General features: G+C 71.6%; 14 protein-coding genes. 9 read left to right on the top strand and 5 right to left on the bottom strand.

Annotation, left to right across the window (positions count from 1 at the left end; all coding sequences use genetic code 11):
* Nucleotides 1-34 precede the first annotated feature (34 nt).
* Nucleotides 35-2,047: a hypothetical protein gene (locus tag AC0NZQ_RS05870; protein ID WP_474528717.1), complete on the bottom strand. Its 2,013-nt coding sequence runs from the start codon at nt 2,045-2,047 to the stop codon at nt 35-37.
* Between the two features lie 435 nt (nt 2,048-2,482).
* Here AC0NZQ_RS05870 and AC0NZQ_RS05875 point away from each other — a divergent pair, with 435 nt between their 5' ends.
* The 6 genes from AC0NZQ_RS05875 (at nt 2,483) to AC0NZQ_RS05900 (ending at nt 9,187) form a co-directional block, all read left to right on the top strand.
* A complete protein-coding gene (locus AC0NZQ_RS05875; RefSeq protein WP_474528718.1) occupies nt 2,483-3,277 on the top strand; it encodes an LLM class flavin-dependent oxidoreductase in 795 nt (264 codons plus the stop codon).
* 159 nt (nt 3,278-3,436) lie between these two features.
* On the top strand, nt 3,437-4,537 hold the full coding sequence (locus AC0NZQ_RS05880) for a BMP family lipoprotein (RefSeq protein WP_474528719.1): 1,101 nt from the start codon (nt 3,437-3,439) through the stop codon (nt 4,535-4,537).
* Nucleotides 4,538-4,647: 110 nt separating this feature from the next.
* Nucleotides 4,648-6,213 (top strand): ABC transporter ATP-binding protein, encoded by a 1,566-nt coding sequence (locus tag AC0NZQ_RS05885; protein WP_474528720.1) that lies wholly within the window; start codon nt 4,648-4,650, stop codon nt 6,211-6,213.
* Entirely contained in the window at nt 6,214-7,476 is a 1,263-nt protein-coding gene (locus AC0NZQ_RS05890; RefSeq protein ID WP_474528721.1) for an ABC transporter permease, read from the top strand.
* A complete protein-coding gene (locus AC0NZQ_RS05895) occupies nt 7,473-8,795 on the top strand; it encodes an ABC transporter permease (RefSeq protein WP_474528722.1) in 1,323 nt (440 codons plus the stop codon). Before AC0NZQ_RS05890 ends, AC0NZQ_RS05895 begins: the two co-directional genes overlap by 4 nt.
* Before the next feature lie 2 nt (nt 8,796-8,797).
* Nucleotides 8,798-9,187 carry a cytidine deaminase gene (locus AC0NZQ_RS05900; protein WP_474528723.1) on the top strand — a complete coding sequence of 130 codons (390 nt, stop codon included), beginning with the start codon at nt 8,798-8,800 and terminating at the stop codon, nt 9,185-9,187.
* A gap of 366 nt (nt 9,188-9,553) precedes the next feature.
* Here AC0NZQ_RS05900 and AC0NZQ_RS05905 read toward each other — a convergent pair whose 3' ends face one another.
* Nucleotides 9,554-10,351, bottom strand: a complete 798-nt coding sequence (locus AC0NZQ_RS05905; RefSeq protein WP_474528724.1) for a nucleoside phosphorylase — start codon at nt 10,349-10,351, stop codon at nt 9,554-9,556.
* A 64-nt stretch (nt 10,352-10,415) separates the two neighbouring features.
* Here AC0NZQ_RS05905 and AC0NZQ_RS05910 point away from each other — a divergent pair, with 64 nt between their 5' ends.
* Nucleotides 10,416-11,492, top strand: coding sequence for an adenosine deaminase (locus AC0NZQ_RS05910; RefSeq protein ID WP_474528725.1), 1,077 nt, complete (start codon nt 10,416-10,418; stop codon nt 11,490-11,492).
* 22 nt (nt 11,493-11,514) lie between these two features.
* On the opposite strand, the gene AC0NZQ_RS05915 is transcribed toward AC0NZQ_RS05910, so the two are convergent.
* A complete protein-coding gene (locus AC0NZQ_RS05915) occupies nt 11,515-15,300 on the bottom strand; it encodes an nSTAND1 domain-containing NTPase (RefSeq protein WP_474528726.1) in 3,786 nt (1,261 codons plus the stop codon).
* A gap of 262 nt (nt 15,301-15,562) precedes the next feature.
* Between AC0NZQ_RS05915 and AC0NZQ_RS05920 the strand changes: the two genes are divergently transcribed.
* Nucleotides 15,563-16,183, top strand: coding sequence for a helix-turn-helix domain-containing protein (locus AC0NZQ_RS05920; RefSeq protein ID WP_474528727.1), 621 nt, complete (start codon nt 15,563-15,565; stop codon nt 16,181-16,183).
* Nucleotides 16,184-16,216: 33 nt separating this feature from the next.
* Here the strand turns inward: AC0NZQ_RS05920 and AC0NZQ_RS05925 are convergent, their stop codons facing one another.
* Nucleotides 16,217-17,218 (bottom strand): glycoside hydrolase family 3 N-terminal domain-containing protein, encoded by a 1,002-nt coding sequence (locus AC0NZQ_RS05925; RefSeq protein ID WP_474528728.1) that lies wholly within the window; start codon nt 17,216-17,218, stop codon nt 16,217-16,219.
* On the opposite strand from AC0NZQ_RS05925, the gene AC0NZQ_RS05930 reads away from it, so the two are divergent.
* On the top strand, nt 17,217-17,471 hold the full coding sequence (locus AC0NZQ_RS05930; protein ID WP_474528729.1) for a hypothetical protein: 255 nt from the start codon (nt 17,217-17,219) through the stop codon (nt 17,469-17,471). The genes AC0NZQ_RS05925 and AC0NZQ_RS05930 overlap by 2 nt on opposite strands.
* Nucleotides 17,472-17,485: 14 nt before the next feature.
* On the opposite strand, the gene AC0NZQ_RS05935 is transcribed toward AC0NZQ_RS05930, so the two are convergent.
* Nucleotides 17,486-18,526: an LLM class flavin-dependent oxidoreductase gene (locus AC0NZQ_RS05935; protein WP_474528730.1), complete on the bottom strand. Its 1,041-nt coding sequence runs from the start codon at nt 18,524-18,526 to the stop codon at nt 17,486-17,488.
* Nucleotides 18,527-18,557 lie beyond the last annotated feature (31 nt).

An 18,557-nucleotide genomic window follows, 5' to 3' on the forward strand; every position in this document is an offset into this window, starting at 1 on the left:
ACCACAACCGCCTGTTGATGATGAGTGGGGAGGCTTACTCGCCGGAGGAGCCGGCGTCGGCACCGCCGAGGTCGCTGGACCCGCCGAGGTCGCTGGACCCGCCGAGGTCGCTGGACCCGCCGAGGTCGCTGGACCCGCCGAGGTCGCTGGACCCGCCCAGGTCGCTGGACCCGCCCAGGTCGGACGACCCGGTGTTCAGTTCTGACGACCCGGATCCGTTCGGGTCGACCTCTGCGGGCGTGTTCGGGTTGACGCCGGTGCTGGACGACACCGGATCAGGGGTCGAGATCTCCGGAGTCGAGATCTCCGGGGTGCTGGGCTCGGCGATCGCCGGTGCGGGGACCGCCGGAGCCGACACCGCCGGCTGCTCGATGGCGGGCGGAGCCGCCACCGGAGCCGCCACCGGTGCCGCAACGGGCGCCGCCGCAACGGGCGCCGCCGCTGCGGGCGCGGTGTCGGCCGGGGTGGTGTCGGGCGTGGTGGTGTCGGGCGTGGTGGTGTCGGGCGTGGTGGTGTCGGCCGGGGTGGTGTCGGCCGTGGTGGTGTCGGCCGTGGTGGTGTCGGGCGTGGTGGTGTCGGGCGTGGTGGTGTCGGCCGGGGTGTCTGCGGGCGGGGTGGTGTCGGCCGGGGTGGTGTCGGCCGGGGTGGTGTCGGCCGGGGTGGTGTCGGGCGGGGTGGTGTCGGCCGGGGTGTCTGCGGGCGGGGTGGTGTCGGCCGGGGTGTCTGCGGGCGGGGTGGTGTCGACCGGCGTGTCGGCGGGCGGGGCAGTGTCGACGGGCGTGTCGGCGGGCGGGGCGGTGTCGACGGGCGTGTCGGCGGGCGGGGCGGTGTCGGGCGGGGTGGTGTCGGCCGGGGTGGTGGTGTCGGCCGGGGTGGTGGTGTCGGGCGTGGTGGTGGTGTCGACCGGGGTGTCGGCCGGGGTGGTGTCGGCCGGCGGGGCAGTGTCGACCGGCGTGTCGGCCGGGGTGGTGTCGGCCGGCGGGGCAGTGTCGACCGGCGTGTCGGCCGGGGTGGTGGTGTCGACCGGCGTGTCCGCGGCCGGCGGGGCAGTGTCGACCGGCGTGTCGGCGGGGGTGGTGGTGTCGACCGGCGTGTCGGCCGGCGGCGCAGTGTCGACGGGCGTGTCGGCGGGCGGGGCGGTGTCGACCGGGGTGTCGGCGGGCGTGGTGGTGTCGACCGGCGTCTCGACGGCGGGCGTGGTGGTGTCGACCGGCGTCTCGACGGCGGGGGGCGCCGGAGCCGGTGACGGGACACCAGGCAGCCCGAGGGCGTCCGACTGCACGGCCTGCTGCCGGTTCTGCTCCCGCAGCGCGGCCTGTGCCGGCGTGTCAGGGAGGCCGAGGAGGGCGTTGATCGCGAGCATCATGTCGTCGCTGACCGAGAACGTCCAGTTGTTCTCCAGCTGCAGCTTGGCGTCCGGCAGCTTGCCGGTGTACGGCGGCGTGAAGCCGATCTTGCTCGACTCCGACGTGGTGGTCGTCCCGTCCGCGCTGGTGCTCTCCTTGATGCTGTTGCGTACCGGTCCCAGCGGGATCGCCGAGGTGACCCTCGCGCTGCGGTCGGTGTAGGTGCCGACGCTGCCGTCCGGGCCGACGGTCACGCCGACGGTGTTGTCCCCCGCGCCGACCTGCGCCGAGACGGTGGGCCCCTCCTTGGGCAACGAACCGCCCGTGGTCATGCCGATCTCCGCCTTCGGCTGCGTGGTCAGCACCGGGCCCAGTCCGACGGAGACCTGGCGGTGGTCCGGGTCGACGGTGAACTGTGCGGTTCCGCCCCACCACCCGCTCACCGTTCCCCGGATCTGCACGGTGTGCGGCGACGCCGGCAGGCTGGGCAGCGAGGGCGCCGGGCCGGCGGGGTCGGCCGCGCCATCGACGCCGGGCAGGCCCAATTCGTCGGAGAGGCTCGGCGAGGCGGGCTGTTGCGCCGAGACCGGATCGGCCACCGCCGAACCGGGGTTGGCGAGCGCAACGCCGATCATCGTGGCGAGTGCGGCGGTGGCTGCGGCTGATCGTCGCGCCCAGACCGAGGCCGGTGGAGCCTCCACGTCAGCGACGCTGCGACGTCGGGTGAAGATACGTCCGTGTCCGTTCCGTGAGGTAGTCATGTGTCGATAGTCCGAAATGTCGCACTGAGAGGTCAACGACGGGGCGGTGAACAGCAGGCCGCCGCACAGCTGGTTCTCATGCATCGATCGATGCGTCTTGCTCCCCGTGATCAAGTTGTGCTTTCCGCTGTCGGAACGACGCAAAGTACAAGTTGATCAGCGGGACGGCAGGGCGGGACGGCAGGGCGGGACGGCAGGGCGGGACGGCAGGGCGGGACGGCAGGGCGGGACGGCAGGGCGGGACGGCAGGGCGGGACGGCAGGGCGGGACGGCAGGGCGGGACGGGACGGTGTGACGAGCGCGGCAGGCGACGAGGGTGCCTCGGTGAGTCCGCCGCCGGCACCGTTGTCGGTCCCGGACGGCAGGATCCCGGGCATGACCACCCTCGGCGTGATCTTCCCGCCCGACCAGCCGCCCGAGCAGCTGCGTGCCGTCGCGACCGCGGCCGACGACGCCGGGCTCGACCAGCTGTGGCTGTGGGAGGACTGCTTCTTCGAGAGCGGCATCGCTGCCGCCGCGGCGGTGCTGGCGTGGACGCAGCGCCTGCAGGTCGGGATCGGCCTGCTCCCCGTCCCGCTGCGCAACGTCGCGCTCACCGCGATGGAGCTCGCCACCCTGGAGCGGCTCTTCCCCGGCCGGATCGTCCCCGGCGTCGGGCACGGCGTCCTCGACTGGATGGCGCAGGTGGGTGCGCGTGTCGACTCGCCGATGACGCTGCTGCGCGAGTACACGACCGCGCTGCGCGCGCTGCTGCACGGTGAGCGGGTCACCACTGCCGGTCGCTACGTGAGGTTGGACGACGTCGCCCTGGACTACCCGCCCGACCCCGCGCCGCCGCTGCTGGTGGGGGCCGTCAAGCCGAAGACCCTGCAGCTCGCGACCGAGCTGGGCGACGGCGTCATCCTGACCGGCAGCACCCAGCCGGAGGACCTGCTGGAGGCACGCGACCCCCTTGATGCCGGGCGGCGGGCCAGCGGCCGGCAGGGCGACGTCGTCGTCTTCGTGACGATTGCCGACCGGCAGCCCGCCACCGCGGTCGCGGAGCAGGTCCGGGAATTCGCCGGGGCGGGCGCCACTCACGTCGCGCTGCACGCCGTCGGTGACGACCCGTACCCGCTCGCGGACTTCGTCCGCTTCGTCGCCACCGAGGTGAACGCGGCGCTGGTGTGACCGATGACAACCGGTCTAGGCAACGATCGCGTGACGATCGTGGCGGCGAATCCGAGGCCGCCCGGTGGGGGTTAGGCTCCCGAGGTCCGCGATTGCCCGGCGGTTCGCTACCACCCCTCGCGCACCTGTCGTCCGGGCCTGTAACAGAGGAGTAGCTCTATGCGATCGATTCGGTTGACGGCCGCGGTGGCCGGGTGCGCGATCACTGCGCTCATGCTGGCCGCGTGTGGCAGCAAGCCGAGCGACGAGTCGAAGTCCGGCGGTGCGTCCGGTACGGGCAGCGCGACCGGCGCCAAGTTCAAGGCCTGCATGGTGCTCGACACCGGCGGCGTCGACGACAAGTCCTTCAACGAGTCGTCCTACGCAGGTCTGCAGGCCGCGAACAAGAAGAACTCGAACATCTCGATCAGCTACATCCCGTCGAACTCGGGCAACGACTACACGCCCAACCTCAAGGCAGAGGTCCAGAAGGGCTGCAACACCGTCATCGCCGTCGGTGGTCTGATGGCCGACGCGGTCAAGAGCGTCGCCGCTGCCAACCCCAAGTCCCAGTTCGCCGAGGTCGACGCCCCGTCGTCCGGCAGCAACGTCTACGGCCTGCAGTTCAACACCGCGCAGGGCGCCTTCCTCGGTGGGTACCTCGCTGCGGGAATGACGAAGACGGGCAAGGTCGCGACGTGGGGTGGTCTCAACATCCCGCCGGTGACCATCTACATGGACGGCTTCTGGGAGGGCGTCCAGTACTACAACAAGCAGAAGAGCAAGAACGTCCAGGTGCTCGGTTGGAACGAGAACAAGCCCAAGGCGGGCACGTTCTCGCAGTCGTTCACCGACCAGAACAAGGGCAAGCAGATCAGCCAGACCTTCGTTCAGCAGGGTGCGGACATCATCTTCCCGGTCGCCGGTGGCGCGGGTCTCGGTGCTGGCGCCGCGGCGCAGGCCTCGGGCGGCAAGGCCAACGTGATCTGGGTGGACACCGACGGCTGCGTGTCGGCGTCGCAGTACTGCAAGTACTTCATCACCTCGGTCACCAAGAACCTGAGCGGTGCCGTGCAGGAGTACGTGGAGAAGGCCGCTGGCGGCACGTTCCCGACTGGTTCCTACGTCGGCAACCTGGCGAACAACGGCACCGGCCTGGCGAGCTACCACCAGTTCGCCTCCAAGGTGCCTGCCAGCCTCACCTCCGAGCTGAACCAGGTGAAGTCCGACATCGCCTCCGGCAAGATCAAGATCACCTCCAAGAGCCAGCCGTCCGCCTGAGCGCGACGAGTTAGGCCCGACCGTTCCGGGCGGGGTCCGGCGACGCCACCGCGTCGCCGCCCCGCCCGTCCGGTCGTGACAAGGGGAGAACCACCCGTGGACCACCAGCAGTGAAGCTCGAGCTGCGAGGCATCACCAAGCGCTTCGGCTCGTTGACCGCGAACGACGGCGTCGACCTCGTCGTCGAACCCGGTGAGATCCATGCGTTGCTCGGCGAGAACGGCGCCGGAAAGTCAACGCTGATGAATGTCCTCTACGGCCTGTATCGGCCGGACGAGGGGCAGATCCTGGTCGACGACAAGCCTGTCGTCTTCGACGGACCGGGCGATGCGATGCGCGCGGGCATCGGCATGGTGCACCAGCACTTCATGCTCATCCCGGTCTTCACCGTCACCGAGAACGTCATGCTCGGCCACGAGCACGTCAAGGCGAACTTCCTCTCCCGCCGCCGCGCCCGCCGCGAACTCGTGGAGATCTCGGAGCGTTTCGGTCTTGACGTGCCGCCCGACGCGTTGGTCGAGGACCTTCCCGTCGGCGTCCAACAGCGCGTCGAGATCCTCAAGGCCCTGAGCCGCGACGCCAAGCTGTTGGTGCTCGACGAGCCAACCGCCGTCCTGACGCCGCAGGAGACCGAAGAGCTGATCACGGTCATCCGATCGCTGCGCGACAGCGGCACCTCCATCGTCTTCATCAGTCACAAGCTGCACGAGGTCCGCGCCATCGCCGACCGCATCACGGTCATCCGCCGCGGCAAGGTCGTCGGCAGTGCCGAGCCGAGCGCCTCGACGGCCGAGCTCGCCGCGTTGATGGTGGGACGCCCCGTCAAACTGCTCGTGGACAAGCAACCGGCCGAGCCCAAGGAACCGGTGCTCGAGGTCGACAAGCTGCGGATCGTCGACGACCAGGGCGTCGTCCTCGTCGACGACGTCTCCCTCTCGGTCCGGGCCGGGGAGATCTACGCGATCGCCGGCGTCCAGGGCAATGGTCAGACCGAACTCACCGAGGCCCTCGTCGGACTGCGCACGCCGACCAGCGGCAGCATCGCGATCAACGGCACGCAGGTCGCGTCGCTCGACACCGCCGGTGTCCTGGAACTCGGCGTCGGCTACGTCCCCGAGGACAGGCTGCACGACGGTCTCGTCGGCAGCTTCACCGTGGCGGAGAACCTCGTGCTGGACATGGTCCGGCGTCCGCCGTTCGCCAAGGCCGGCAATCTGCAGCTGGACGAGATCGCCAAGAACGCCGCGCATCGTGTGACGGAGTTCGACGTCCGGCCGGCGAACCCGAACGCGGCGGGAAGCACGCTCTCCGGCGGAAATCAGCAGAAGGTCGTTCTCGCCCGCGAGCTGTCGCGGCCGCTGAAGCTGCTCATCGTCGCCCAGCCCACGCGGGGACTGGACGTCGGCTCCATCGAGTTCGTGCACCGTCGCATCGTGGAGGAGCGGGACAAGGGCACCGCCGTCGTCCTCATCTCGACCGAACTGGACGAGGTGCTCGGCCTGGCTGACCGCATCGCCGTCATGTACCGCGGCGGCGTGGCCGGTGAGGTCCCCGGTGGGACGCCGGCCGAGCAGATCGGCATGCTCATGGCCGGCAGCAGCGTGGCCGAGGCCCGGGCCGAGGCGACGCCGCTCAGCGCCGCGGCGGCCAATCCCGAGACAGGGGGCGTGCTCTAGATGTCCATGCTCGACAAGTCACCCGCCCCGGCCGAGCCGGCGCCGGAGCCGTCCGAACCGGCGCGGCCGTCACTCGGTCGACGACTGCTCGACGCCTACCTCTACGGCAACCAGGTCGTCGTCACCATCCTCGCGTTCCTGGTGGCGCTCGTCTTCGGGGCGCTGCTCATCGCCATCGCCGATGCGCCGACCCGTGAGGCGCTGGGCTACTTCACGGCCTCGCCGGGCGACACCTTCAGCCGGGCCTGGTCCGCCATCTCGGCCGGCTACTCCGCCCTGTTCCGCGGCTCGGTCTTCGACACCGATTCGCTGTACTCCAACGGCGGCGTCGGCGTCTTCGAGCCCATCTCCGGGACGCTGCTCAACGCGGCACCGCTTATCCTCGGCGGCCTGGCCGTCGGTGTCGCCTTCCGCGCCGGTCTCTTCAACATCGGCGTGCAGGGCCAGATCATCTTCGGCGCGATCTGCTCGGGCTACGTCGGTTTCGCCTGGCATCTGCCGGCCGGCCTCCATGTTCTGGTCGCCATCGCTGCCGGCATCGTCGGCGGGGCGTTCTGGGGCGGGCTGGTGGGCGTGCTCAAGGCGCGCGCCGGTGTTCACGAAGTCATCTCGACGATCATGCTCAACTACGTGGCCTACTACCTGCTCGGTTACCTGCTCACGCTGAACGGTTTCCAGGCCGCGAATTCCACCGAGGCCATCAGTTCACCGATCGACTCGTCGGCGCAGCTGCCCCATCTGTTCGACCAGGTGCACTTCGGTCTGATCATCGCGCTCCTCGCCGCCGTCTTCTGCTGGTGGCTGCTCTCCCGTTCGACCCTGGGCTTCAGCATCAGGGCGATCGGCGCCAACGCCTTCGCCGCCCGCACCGCCGGCATGAACGTCGAGCGCGGTTTCGTCAAGGTCATGCTGATCTCAGGCGCGCTCGCCGGCCTCATCGGCGTCTCGCAGGTGCTCGGCACCCGTCACGTCGTGACGCAGGACATCGACGCCGGGTTCGGTTTCGACGGCATCACCGTGGCTCTGCTCGGGCAGGCAACCCCGGTGGGAACGGTGCTGGCCGGCCTGCTCTTCGGCGCGTTCCGGGCCGGCGGCGTGGTCATGAACTCGGAGACCACGACCCCCTCCGACGTGGTCTCGGTGATCCAGCCGATGATCGTGCTCTTCGTCGCAGCTCCGGCCCTGATTCGCGGCATGTTCCGGCTGCGGGCGGCCCGCGCCGGCACCGGAGCCAGCGTTCTGGCGAAGGGGTGGAACGGATGACCGCCACGATGTCCGACGCGCAGGCTCCGGACGGACCGGAGGTCGCTGCACACGAGGTCGAGGAACCGCCACTGTCGCGACGCAAGCAGCTGCTCACCGGTCTGGGCTTCGTCCTCACCGGGCTGGTGATCTTCGTGGCCTGGGGGGTGGGCGCCAAGAACGGCAACGCCAGCCTGGCGTTCTCGCAGGGCGGCGACCGATGGATGATCCCGGTGGTGCGTATCCCCGGCGGCGGCGTCGCCATGGCGATGGGCGTGGTCGTCATGCTCCTCGGCGTCGGGCAGCTGGCCCGCGGATACACCAAGCTGCAGATGCAGTGGGCGCTCGCCGTCTCCGTCCTGCTCTTCATCTTCGCCTTCATCATCTGGGCGGCGACCGGCTCGCCGAACACGGACGTCAACATCACCGGCCTTGTCAGCAACTCGGTCGCGGCCTCGATCCCGTACATCCTCGGAGCCCTCGCCGGCATCGTCTGCGAGCGGTCGGGCGTCATCAACGTCGCGATCGAGGGGCAGATGCTGCTGGGGGCCTTCGCCGGCGCCTTCTTCGCCTCGTCTGCCGGGAACCTCGGCGTCGGCTTGCTCGGCGCCATCCTGGGCGGGGCGCTGATGGGACTGCTGCTCGCGCTCTTCGCCATCCGCTTCCTGGTCAACCAGGTCGTCCTCGGCGTCGTGCTCAACACCTTCGCGCTGGGCCTGACCAACCTGGGCTACCACTCGTTCATGCAGGACGACCAGAACTCGTACAACGCCGGGGCGACGCTCTCGCCGATCAAGATTCCGTTGCTGAGCAACATCCCCGTCTTCGGTCAGGCGCTCTTCAACGTCAACATCATCGTGTACCTGACCTACGGGCTCGTGGTGGCGGTGCAGATCGGCCTCTTCCGTACCCGCTGGGGACTGCGGACCCGCGCGGTCGGCGAGCACCCGAAGGCGGCGGACACCGTCGGAATCCGGGTCAATCGCATCCGCTACCGCAACGTACTGCTCGGCGGATTGATCGCCGGTCTCGCGGGTGCGGCGCTGACCATCGGCGGCTCGGGGCAGTTCAACAGCAACATCTCGTCCGGCAAGGGATTCATCGCGCTCGCAGCGGTGATCTTCGGGCGCTGGAGCCCGCGCGGGGCGATCGCCGCCGCGCTGCTGTTCGGGTTCACCGATCAGCTGCAGATCCTGCTCGGCATCATCGCGCCGCCGGTCACCGTGCCGTCGTCGTTCCTGTCCATGGCGCCCTACATCGTCACCATCGTCGCCGTGGCCGGGTTCGTCGGACGGGTACGGGCCCCCGCGGCCGACGGCGAGCCCTACGTCAAGGGATGACAATGAGCACCATCGACTGGTCCGGGCTGCGTCGCGCTGCCTTGGAAGCCATGGGCAACGCCTACGCCCCCTACTCGCAGTACCCGGTGGGCGCCGCGGCGCTCGTGGACGACGGCCGGACGGTCGTGGGCTGCAACGTGGAGAACGCGTCGTACGGGGTGGGACTCTGCGCCGAGTGCGGGCTGGTGTCCGCGCTCCACGCCTCCGGCGGTGGATCCCTCGTCGCCTTCGCCTGCGTCGACTCGCACGGCGACGTGCTGATGCCCTGCGGCCGGTGCCGGCAGCTGCTGTGGGAGCACGGTGGTCCCGACCTGCTACTCGACACCCCTGAGGGGATCAAGCAGATGATTGAGGTCCTGCCGATGGCGTTCGGGCGCGAAAATCTTGGCTGACGCCTGAGTTTCGAATTCCCCCGTATTGCAGTAACGTCCCCCACCAAATCTAGTTGGGAGGCATTGCAATGACGGTGGGTCGTCTCTTTCTTGCTGTACTTGTGGCCAGCAGCAGCTTTTGTTTCGCCTCCGCTCCCGAAGCTGACGCGGCCGCAGCGTTCACGTGTTATGGGATCACGCGATCTCCGGACGGACACCAAGCGACTGTGCTTTGCACCTCGGGTCCCGACAAGGCCTACGGGTTGCGGGCTCAAGCGTGTACGGCAGGCGGATGTCGGACGATCGCATCTGGACCCACTGCCTACGGAAAGCAGACTTACTTGAATGCCGGCTCGTCGGCATACATAAATCAGAAGACATTCGAAATTATCTCCTACGGCTAGCCTCGCTCGTCCGCGCGTCGGCCGCCTCGATCGCAACGCGGATGGCGTTGCCGACTGCGGTGTCCTTGAGGCTGAGATCCGGCGCCTCGGCCTCGGAGCGCTGCGCGACGATGCCGCAGACGCAGCCCGCGGCGAAGCCGTAGACGACACCCATGGTGAAGAGCGTCCCGGCCTCCATCTCGAAGCCCAGCACGTTGAGGTGGACGTATTCCTCGATCATGCCGCGCTGCCGACGGATCAGATGCGGGTTGGCCGAGGACTCGAAGCGCTCCTGCCCCTCGAAGAAGGTGTCGGTCGAGGCCATGACCCCGACATGGTGCGCGGCGCCGATCCGGGTTGCGGCCTCGGCGAGCCCGACCGTGACGAACGGGTCGGCGACGGCGGGGAACGCCGTCGGCGCGATGTCGGCCGCCGCGCCCTGATTGGTGACGGCGCCGGAGGCGATCACCACCTGCCCGGCCCGGACCGAGTCCTGGATCGAGCCGGCCGTGCCGATGCGGATGACGGTCTCGACGCCGAGCGACACCAGCTCGTTGACGACGATGCTCAGCGACGGCGCCCCCATCCCGCTCGTCGCGCAGATCACCGGCGCCCCGCCGGGCAGGGTACCGACGAAGGCGTCCAGCCCGCGGTTGCGGGCCAGCACCCGGCCGTCGCGCAGGTACTTCTCCGCGATCAGCCGCGACCGGTCCGGGTCGCCGCTGAGCAGGACGGTCGTCGCGCCCTCCGGGAGGTCGGCCTTGCCGAAACCGATGTGGTACTTGCGGTCGCCGTCGCTCACGGGGGCGACTCTACTTTTCCCGACCCGGCCCGCTCGGCACCCGCGGGGCGGATACGGTGAGCGCATGCCCGCGCCGCTCACCGTCGAGAACATCCGCCAGGCACCGAAGGTGCTGCTGCACGACCACCTCGACGGCGGCCTGCGGCCGGCCACCATCATCGATCTGGCCCAGCGCATCGGCTACGAGGCGCTGCCGACGACGGACGTCGCAGGGCTCGCGGAGTGGTTCCGCGCGGCCTGCACCTCCGGCTCGCTGGAGCGCTACCTGGAGACGTTCTCGCACACCGTGGCCGTGATGCAGACCGTCGAGGGGCTCACCCGGGTCGCCCGCGAGGCGGTCGAGGACCTCGCCGCCGACGGTGTCGTCTACGCCGAGATCCGCTGGGCGCCCGAGCAGCACACCGACGGCGGGCTCAGCCTGGAACAGGTCGTCGAGGCCGTCCTCGCCGGGTTCCGGCAGGGCGAGGCCGCGGCGGCCGCCGAGGGGCACACCATCCGCGCCGTCGCCCTGGCCACGGCGATGCGCCATGCCGCGCGTTCCCGGGAGATCGCCGAGCTGGCCGTGCAGTACCGCGACGACGGTGTGGTCGGCTTCGACATCGCCGGCGCCGAGGCGGGCTTCCCGCCCACCCGCCACCTCGACGCCTTCGAGTACCTGCGGCGCGAGAACGCGCACTTCACCATCCACGCCGGTGAGGCCTTCGGGCTGCCGTCCATCTGGGAGGCGCTGCAGTGGTGCGGTGCCGATCGGCTGGGCCACGGCGTCCGCATCGTCGACGACATCACCGCGGGCGGCAAGCTCGGCCGGCTCGCCCGGTACGTCCGCGACAAGCGCATCCCGCTGGAGCTCTGCCCGTCGTCCAACGTCCAGACCGGGGCGGCGAACTCGATCGAGGAGCACCCGATCGGCATGCTGCGACGGCTGCAGTTCCGGGTCACCGTCAACACGGACAACCGGCTGATGAGCCAGACCTCGATGACGCGCGAGATGTCGCTGCTGGCCGACGCCTTCAACTACACCTGGGCCGACCTGCAGTGGTTCACCGTCAACGCCATGAAGAGCGCCTTCATCGGCTTCGACGAGCGCCTCACCATCATCAACTCCCTCATCAAGCCCGGCTACGCCCGGCTGCAGGCCTGACCGGGGTCGCCCACCGGGTGCCTCAGCCGCAGGGGGCGACGTAGGAGGCGTCCGGGACGTAGCGCGCCCACTCGGCGCGGGTCAGCGCGTCACCACCGCGGGCGCAGAGCATGCGTGCGGTGGCGGCGAGGTCGACGGTCCAGACCGGCGCGGAGTCGGCGCGGCCGCTCCCGACCAGGTGCCGGCCGTCGGGACTGAACCGGGCGGCGAAGGCGGGACCGCCGGCGTCGAGGGTGACCTGCGCCGTCCGCTCCCGTCCCCGGACCTGGTAGATCCGCACCGTGGCGTCGTTGCTGGAGACGGCGAGCAGCCGGCCGTCCGGGCTGAAGCTGACGCCGTTCGCCGCGTCGGTGGGGCCGACGAAGGGCTTGCCGAGCGGACGGGGGACGGCCGAGTCGAGCTCCCAGACGCGGGTGCGGCCGCCGGATCCCGAGGCGGCGAGCAGCCGGCCGTCCCGGCTGAAGGCGACTCCGCCGCCGCTCTCGGCCAGCACCGGCAGCCGTGCCCGCAGCGTCGGCGCGCGCCGGTCGGCCACCGACCAGAGCGAGACCACGCCGGCGTTGCCCGTCACGGCCACGAGCCGGCCGTCCGGACTCCAGGTGACGTCGTAGAGCTCGCCGGAGCCGGAGACCCGGGAGAGCAGCTGCGGTCGGGCGGCCTGCCTGACGTCCCACAGCGAGAGGCTCTTGTCGTCGCTGGCCAGGGCCAGCACCGACCCGTCCGGGCTGAACGACAGTGACTCGACCAGTTCCTTCGCGGCCTGGAACGGGGCCGCCCACGGTCGGGGCGCAGCTGCCCGGCGCAGGTCGAAGAGCTGCACCTGTCCGCCGAAGTTGTTGAGGGCGGCGAGACGGCCGTCCGGGCTGAGCGCCCCGCCCCCGCTGGCACCGTCGTCGCGGTCGGTCATGCGGAAGAACGGTGTGATCGCAGTCGGCGTCGCGCCGCGGATGTCCCAGATGCGCCCGCCGCCACCGTCGCCGCTGGTGATGGCGAGCAGCCGGTTGCCGCCGCGGTCGAAGGAGAGGTTGTAGGTCGTCGCGGGCGTCGGCACCCGGTCGCCGGCGGCCGGCAGCAGGTAGGTCGCGCCGTCGGTGCAGGTGAGGACGACCGCCGAGCCGCCATCGACGTAGGCGGCGCCGACGACCTCCTTCGGGGTTCGCTGTCCGCCGCGCAGCGCCAGCGTCCCGGCGTCGAAACGGCGCAGGATGCTGTCGCCGTACCCGACGGCGACCGTCCCGCCGTCGGGGGAGACGGCGATGGCCTGCGCCCACCCGGCCGCGGTGACCCGACCCTGCGCCACCCGGCGACCATCGGCCGGGTCGATCCGGCTGACGACGCCCTGGCTGTCGCCGACGTAGAGCCGGTCGCCGCCTTGGCCGGCGACGAAGCGGAGCGCCAGCTGCCGGTGTGCGCCGGTCTCGATCCGCCGTAGCGCACCACTGCCGCGCGTGTCGAGGAGCAGCAGCCGGTCGAAGTCGCCGCCGGCGGCCAGGTACCGGCCGTCCGGGCTCCAGGCCAGCGAGTAGAGCTCGCCGCCCTTCGGCACCGCCGAGGCCAGGACCGCCGGCACGTCACCCGGCCGCGGTCGCTGCCGGTCACGCAGGTCGAAGGCCTGCAGCGGCCGCTCGCCGGCGCCGCCGACCATGATCTCGGGGTTGCCGGGGGCGACGGTGATGGCGGCCGGCACGAGGTCGGAAGCGAGGGCGACGTCGCCGGCGCGCGACGGCTTGGCGGGTCGGCTGACATCCCAGAGCTGCAGCCGACCGGCGTTACCGGCCAGGACCGTGCGGGCGTCGAGCCACGCCACCGCGGTGACCGGGTCACGGCGGTCGTCCGCGGCCGGGAGGGTGGCCAGCGGTGCGAGGTCGCCGGGCGAGGTACGGAAGAGCCGGACCACGCCGTCGGCACCACCCACGGCCACGATGGCACTGTCCGGGGAGACCGCCAGCGGCGTGGGGCCCGCGGCGCCGAGGCGACGGGTGACGACGGGGGCAGCCGAGGTCTCCATCAGAGCTGCCCGGGCCGCCGGGGTGGGAGCGGTCCGGTACGCCGCCAGCGCGAACTGCTGGGCCATCGCGGGGTCCGTGGCGCGGAGCTCCCGCGACTGCAGCGCGAGCTGGCCGGAGAGCGCGTTGTCCCGCGAGGAGGCCGCGTCACGCTGGGCCTCATCGGCCGACGACCGGGCCCGGAACGCCGAGACCGCCAGCCCCGAGGCGACGAGGAAGAGCACCGCGACCGCAGCCAGCAGGCGCCGCAGTGAGCGGGTGCGGCGCCGCTCGGCGAGCAGCTGCGCGTCGCGGGCGGTGACCGCGGCCGTGACGAACTCGCGCTCCAGGCTGGTCAGCGGGGTACGCGTCGACGTCCGGTCGAGCAGCTCGGCGGCGGCGTCCAGCCGGGTGCCCCGCGGCAGCAACGTGTCGTCCCGCCCGGCATCGGCCCAGGCGTTGGCCGCCTCGGTCACCTGGCGGTGCAGCGCGAGCTCGAGGCGGTCCTCGTCCAGCCAGGACCGCAGCCGCGGCCAGGCCGCCAGCAGGGCCTCGTGACTGACCTCGACGCTGTCCGCGCCCGCGGTGAGCAGCCGCTGAGCGACGAACTCGTCGATGACGGGCCCGAAGTCGGCGGCGCGCAGCGCGGCCAGCTCAGCCCCGCCGATCCGGCGGCGCGTCACCGCGACATCGTCGATGTTGACCAGGCGCAGCAGTAGTCCCCGCGCGAGGTGCTGCTGAGCGGGGTTGAGCCGGCCGTAGGCCTCTTCGGCGGTGCGCGCGACGGCCCCGTCGATACCCCCGGCCTCCTGGTAGTCGGCCAGGGTGAGCACTGTGCTCTTGCCCCGCTGCCACGCCGCCCGCAGCGCATGCGACAGCAGCGGCAGCGCGCCCGGATCGTGCCCGGCACCCGATGCGTCCCGCGGCGCCATCGCGGCCAGGACGACACCGAGCAGCGCGGGTTCGACGGTGAGCCCGGCAACGGTCGCCGGACCTTCGATGGCCTGGCGCAGGTCGTCGGGGGCGAGCGGACCGAGCAGGAACTGCTCGTCCTGCAGGGCCGGGACGAGCACCGGCTCGCGGGCGGCGACGGCGTAGAAGTCGGCTCGCATGCCGAGCACGACGACCGTCTCCGCCGAGATCTCGGCGAGCCGGTCGAGGACGAAGGGCCGATCCGCGTCGGCGACGGAGGTGAAGACCTCTTCGAACTGGTCCAGCACGAGGACCGGCGTGCCGTCCCCGAAGGCGGTCAGCGCCGCATCGAGGACGGGAAGCGGGGTGGCCGTCGGGGTGCGGACGACACAGCTCCAGGAGTCGTCGCCGGCCAGGGCCGCGGCGACCCCGGCACGCAGCAGCGAGGTCTTGCCCGAGCCGGACGGTCCGACGACGGCGAGCAGGCCGCCCCGGACGCCGGCGCGGCGCCGCTCGTTCAGCCGCTCGACGATGCGCTCGGTCTCGCGGGTGCGTCCGAAGAACGTCTGCGCGTCGTTGATGTCGTAGGAGGTCAGCCCCGGGTAGGGCGCCGCTCCCCGGGCGCGGTCCTGCGCCGGTGTCGCGCGGGCACGGTCGGCTGCCTCCAGCCAGGCCTCGATGTCGTCCTCGGCCAGTCCGCAGGCGGCCAGCACAGCGCGGAGCCGGCCGATCTGGCCCGGCTGGGGCAGGTTGCGGCCACTGAAGTACCCGCCGAGGGTGGCCGACGGGATGTCGGTGAGCCGGCTGAGCTCGCGGATGGAGCGATCGGCGCGCCGCCGCAGCTCCGAGAGTCCGGCCGCGAAGTCGTCGCGCGTCATCACGGAACTCGGGTCGGGGGTCGGACCGCTCACGCTGCGATTCTGCCGGAAGCGGCCGAAGCCGTCGCAGGCTAGGGACAAGTGGGGCAATAACCTCATCCGGACCGTACGGGCTCGTACGGGCTTGTACGGAAACGGCTGTCGATCACCCACCGTGCGCACGCGCCGCGCATAGTCGTGTTGCGCCGGAATCGCCGCCGGCTCGAGCTCCGAGGGGGGATGGTGACGGTAGGCATCGGGGGCCTCCCGTCGCCGCTCGAGAGCCGGCGGCGAACTGGGGCCCACGGTGGCCCTCGTGCCTGACCTCTGGGCCGAGTTGAGCGCGACCATGCGTCTGCTGCGCCGGTCGGCGGGCGTCTCGCTGCGCCAGGCCGAGGCGCGTTCGGGCACCGGGCGGGGAACGCTCTCCCAGATCGAGACCGGGAAGGCGCGGCCCAACCGTCACCTCGTCGAGTGGTACGACAACGCCCTCGGCGGCGACGGCCTGCTGCTCAGCATCTACGCCGAGGCGCGCGGCGTGCGCGGTCCTGACCGGACGAGCCGCCCGCGGCGAGGCGCCGGCCCTGCGGAGCCCCGGCGCTACGAGGTCGTCGGCGGCAGCATCCCGTTCGGGCGCATCGCGACGGCGGGCGCCACACTGCGGGCGGCCTGGACGCTGCGCAACATCGGGTCGCAACCCTGGGCGGGGTGGCGGCTCGTGCGGATCGGAGCCCTCGGCGGCCCGCGCCTCATCCGGAGTCAGCCGTGGTCAGCCGTACCCGACTGCGCCGTCGGCGCGGAGGTCAGCGTCAGCCTGGATCTCGTCCTGCCCTCGGTCGCCGCCACGTACGCCGCCTACTGGGTCCTCGTCGACGGCGACGGCCACCCGGTCCGGGACTTCGACGTGCTGCTCTCCGTGGTGGTCGTGGCGCGCTGACCTCCGACAGCGCTGCACGCCGTCGGATGCTTCTCAGCCGAGGAGCCCGGCCGCCTGCTTGGCCGACAGCACCCGTAGCGCTGCGGCGTCGACCCGCGCGCGGAAGCTGCGGTCGGACTTGGCCTCGGCGACCAAGGCCGAGGTGAGCTCGCCGGACTGGCTGCCGACGACGCTGAGGACGACGTCGCCACCGGCCCGGACGAAGCGGACGGCGCGCTGGCCGGGGGAGTAGGCGCTGACCTGGTCGGCGGCGCCGAGGTCGTCGCTGATGACGACGCCGCGGAAGCCGAGCTGGTCGCGGAGCAATCCGGTGACGATCCGCCTGCTGAAGGCTGCCGGCGTGCCGGGGTCGATACGGCTGTAGATCGCCGTGGACATCATCACGAAGGGCACGCCTGCCCTCACCGCGGCCCGGAACGGGGCGAGGTCCGGGTCGTCGGCGGTCGTCACCGTGTCCGTGACTCCGCTGGCGACATCGGTGTTGCCGGTGACGCGGCCGAGGCCCGGGAAGTGCTTGACGACCGGCACGACGCCGGCTGCCGTCATGCCGGCGGCGAAGGCCAGGCCGTGCGACGTGACGGTCGCGGGGGTCGAGCCGTACTGCCGGTCGAGGTCCCCGATCGGCGGGTTGGCACCACCCCCGGCCGGGACGACGTCCAGCACGGGTGCGAGGTTGACGTTCACCCCGGCCCCGCGCAGTTGGCGGCCCCACGAGCGGGCGTCGGAGCGCAGCGCCGCGGGCGAGAGTCGGCCCTGCTCGACGCCGCTGGGGATCCGGTCGAAGCCCTGTCCCTGCAGCCGCTGGACCAGGCCTCCCTCCTGGTCGGTGGCGATGAAGAGTCCGGTCTTGCCTCCGGCGAGCGACCGGAGCGCGCTGGTCACGCCGGAGACTGCGCTGCGCCCGGACTGCGTGGTGCCGTCGAGGATCACCGAGCCGACGTCGTCGCGGGTCAGCGCCGTGCGGGTGGCGGCCGTGACCCCCGTGCTCGGGCAGTCGATCATGATCAGTTGTCCGACACGCTGCCGGAGGCTCATGCTCGCCAGCACGCGCGCCGCCGTCGAGCTCGGCGCGGTGGCGGAGGCCGACGGCGCCGCAGTGGCGGTCGACGGCGCCGAGGAGGTCACCGTGCTGCTCGGCGCCCGCGTGATCGGCGGCGTCGCCGAGCCGGTGGGCGCTGGCGGTGCGCTGCTCGACCCGCCCCCGTCGGACGAGCAGGCAGACGCCCCGACGGCGACCAGGGCGACAGCGAGCACGGCCAGGCGACGTCGACGCATTCCCCGACCCTAGAACGCCGACGGAGATCAGCCCTGCTGCAGCCCCAGCGGCACGTCGGCGAAGAGCTCGCGGGTCAGCTCCAACGATCGGGTCCGGTCGGCGATGTCGTAGACCTGAGTCGTGATCATCAGCTCGTCGGCCTCGGTCGCCCGGAGCAGGTCGGCCAGCGCTCCGCGGACGGTCTCGGGCGAGCCGACGGCCTGCCCGAGCCGCCGTTCGCGCACGAAGTTCTGCTCCGCCGGCGACCAGGGGTACTGCGCGGCCTGCTCCGGGCTCGGGAGCTTGCCCGGATTGCCCTGCCGCAGCCGCAGGAACGACAGTGCCGAGGGGAGGGCGAGACGGTCGGCCTCCTCGTCGGTGGGGGCGCAGACGACCTGGGCGGTGACCATCGCGTACGGCTTGGTCAGCAACCCGCCTTCGCGGAAGGCAGCGCGGTAACGCTCGAGCGCGGGGAGCGTGTGCCCGCCGCTGAAGTGATGGGCGAAGGCGAAGGGCAGGCCCAGCAGCCCGGCCAGCTCGGCACTGAAGAGGCTGGACCCGAGCAGCCACAGCGGCGGCTGCAGATCGCCGGTCGGCACGGCCCGTACCCGGTTGCGGTACATGTGGTCGGCGGGGAAGTCGTCGGCGAGGAAGGCGGCCAGCTCGCCGAGCTCCTCGGGGAAGGTGTCGGCCTGCAGGTCCGCGCCGCGACGGAGCGCGTGGGCGGTCAGCGGATCGCTGCCGGGGGCGCGACCGAGGCCGAGGTCGATGCGGCCCGGGTACAGCGCGGCGAGCGTGCCGAACTGCTCGGCGACGGCCAGTGGCGCGTGGTTCGGCAGCATGACGCCACCGGAGCCGACGCGGATCCGCGTCGTCGCCCCCGCGATCGCGCCGATCAGGACCGCCGGCGCGCTGCTGGCGATGCCCGGCATGCTGTGGTGCTCGGCGACCCAGAAGCGGCTGAAACCCAGCTCCTCAGCCCGTTGCGCAGTGGCGATGGTCGCGCGCAGGGCGTCACCGGAGGTGACGCCCTCGGCAACGGGGGCGAGATCGAGGACGGACAGTGGAACGGGCGGCAACTGCTCCATATCGGCCACAACACCGCGGCCAGGGACGGTG

Source organism: Jatrophihabitans sp. sgz311053 (genome assembly GCF_056135305.1).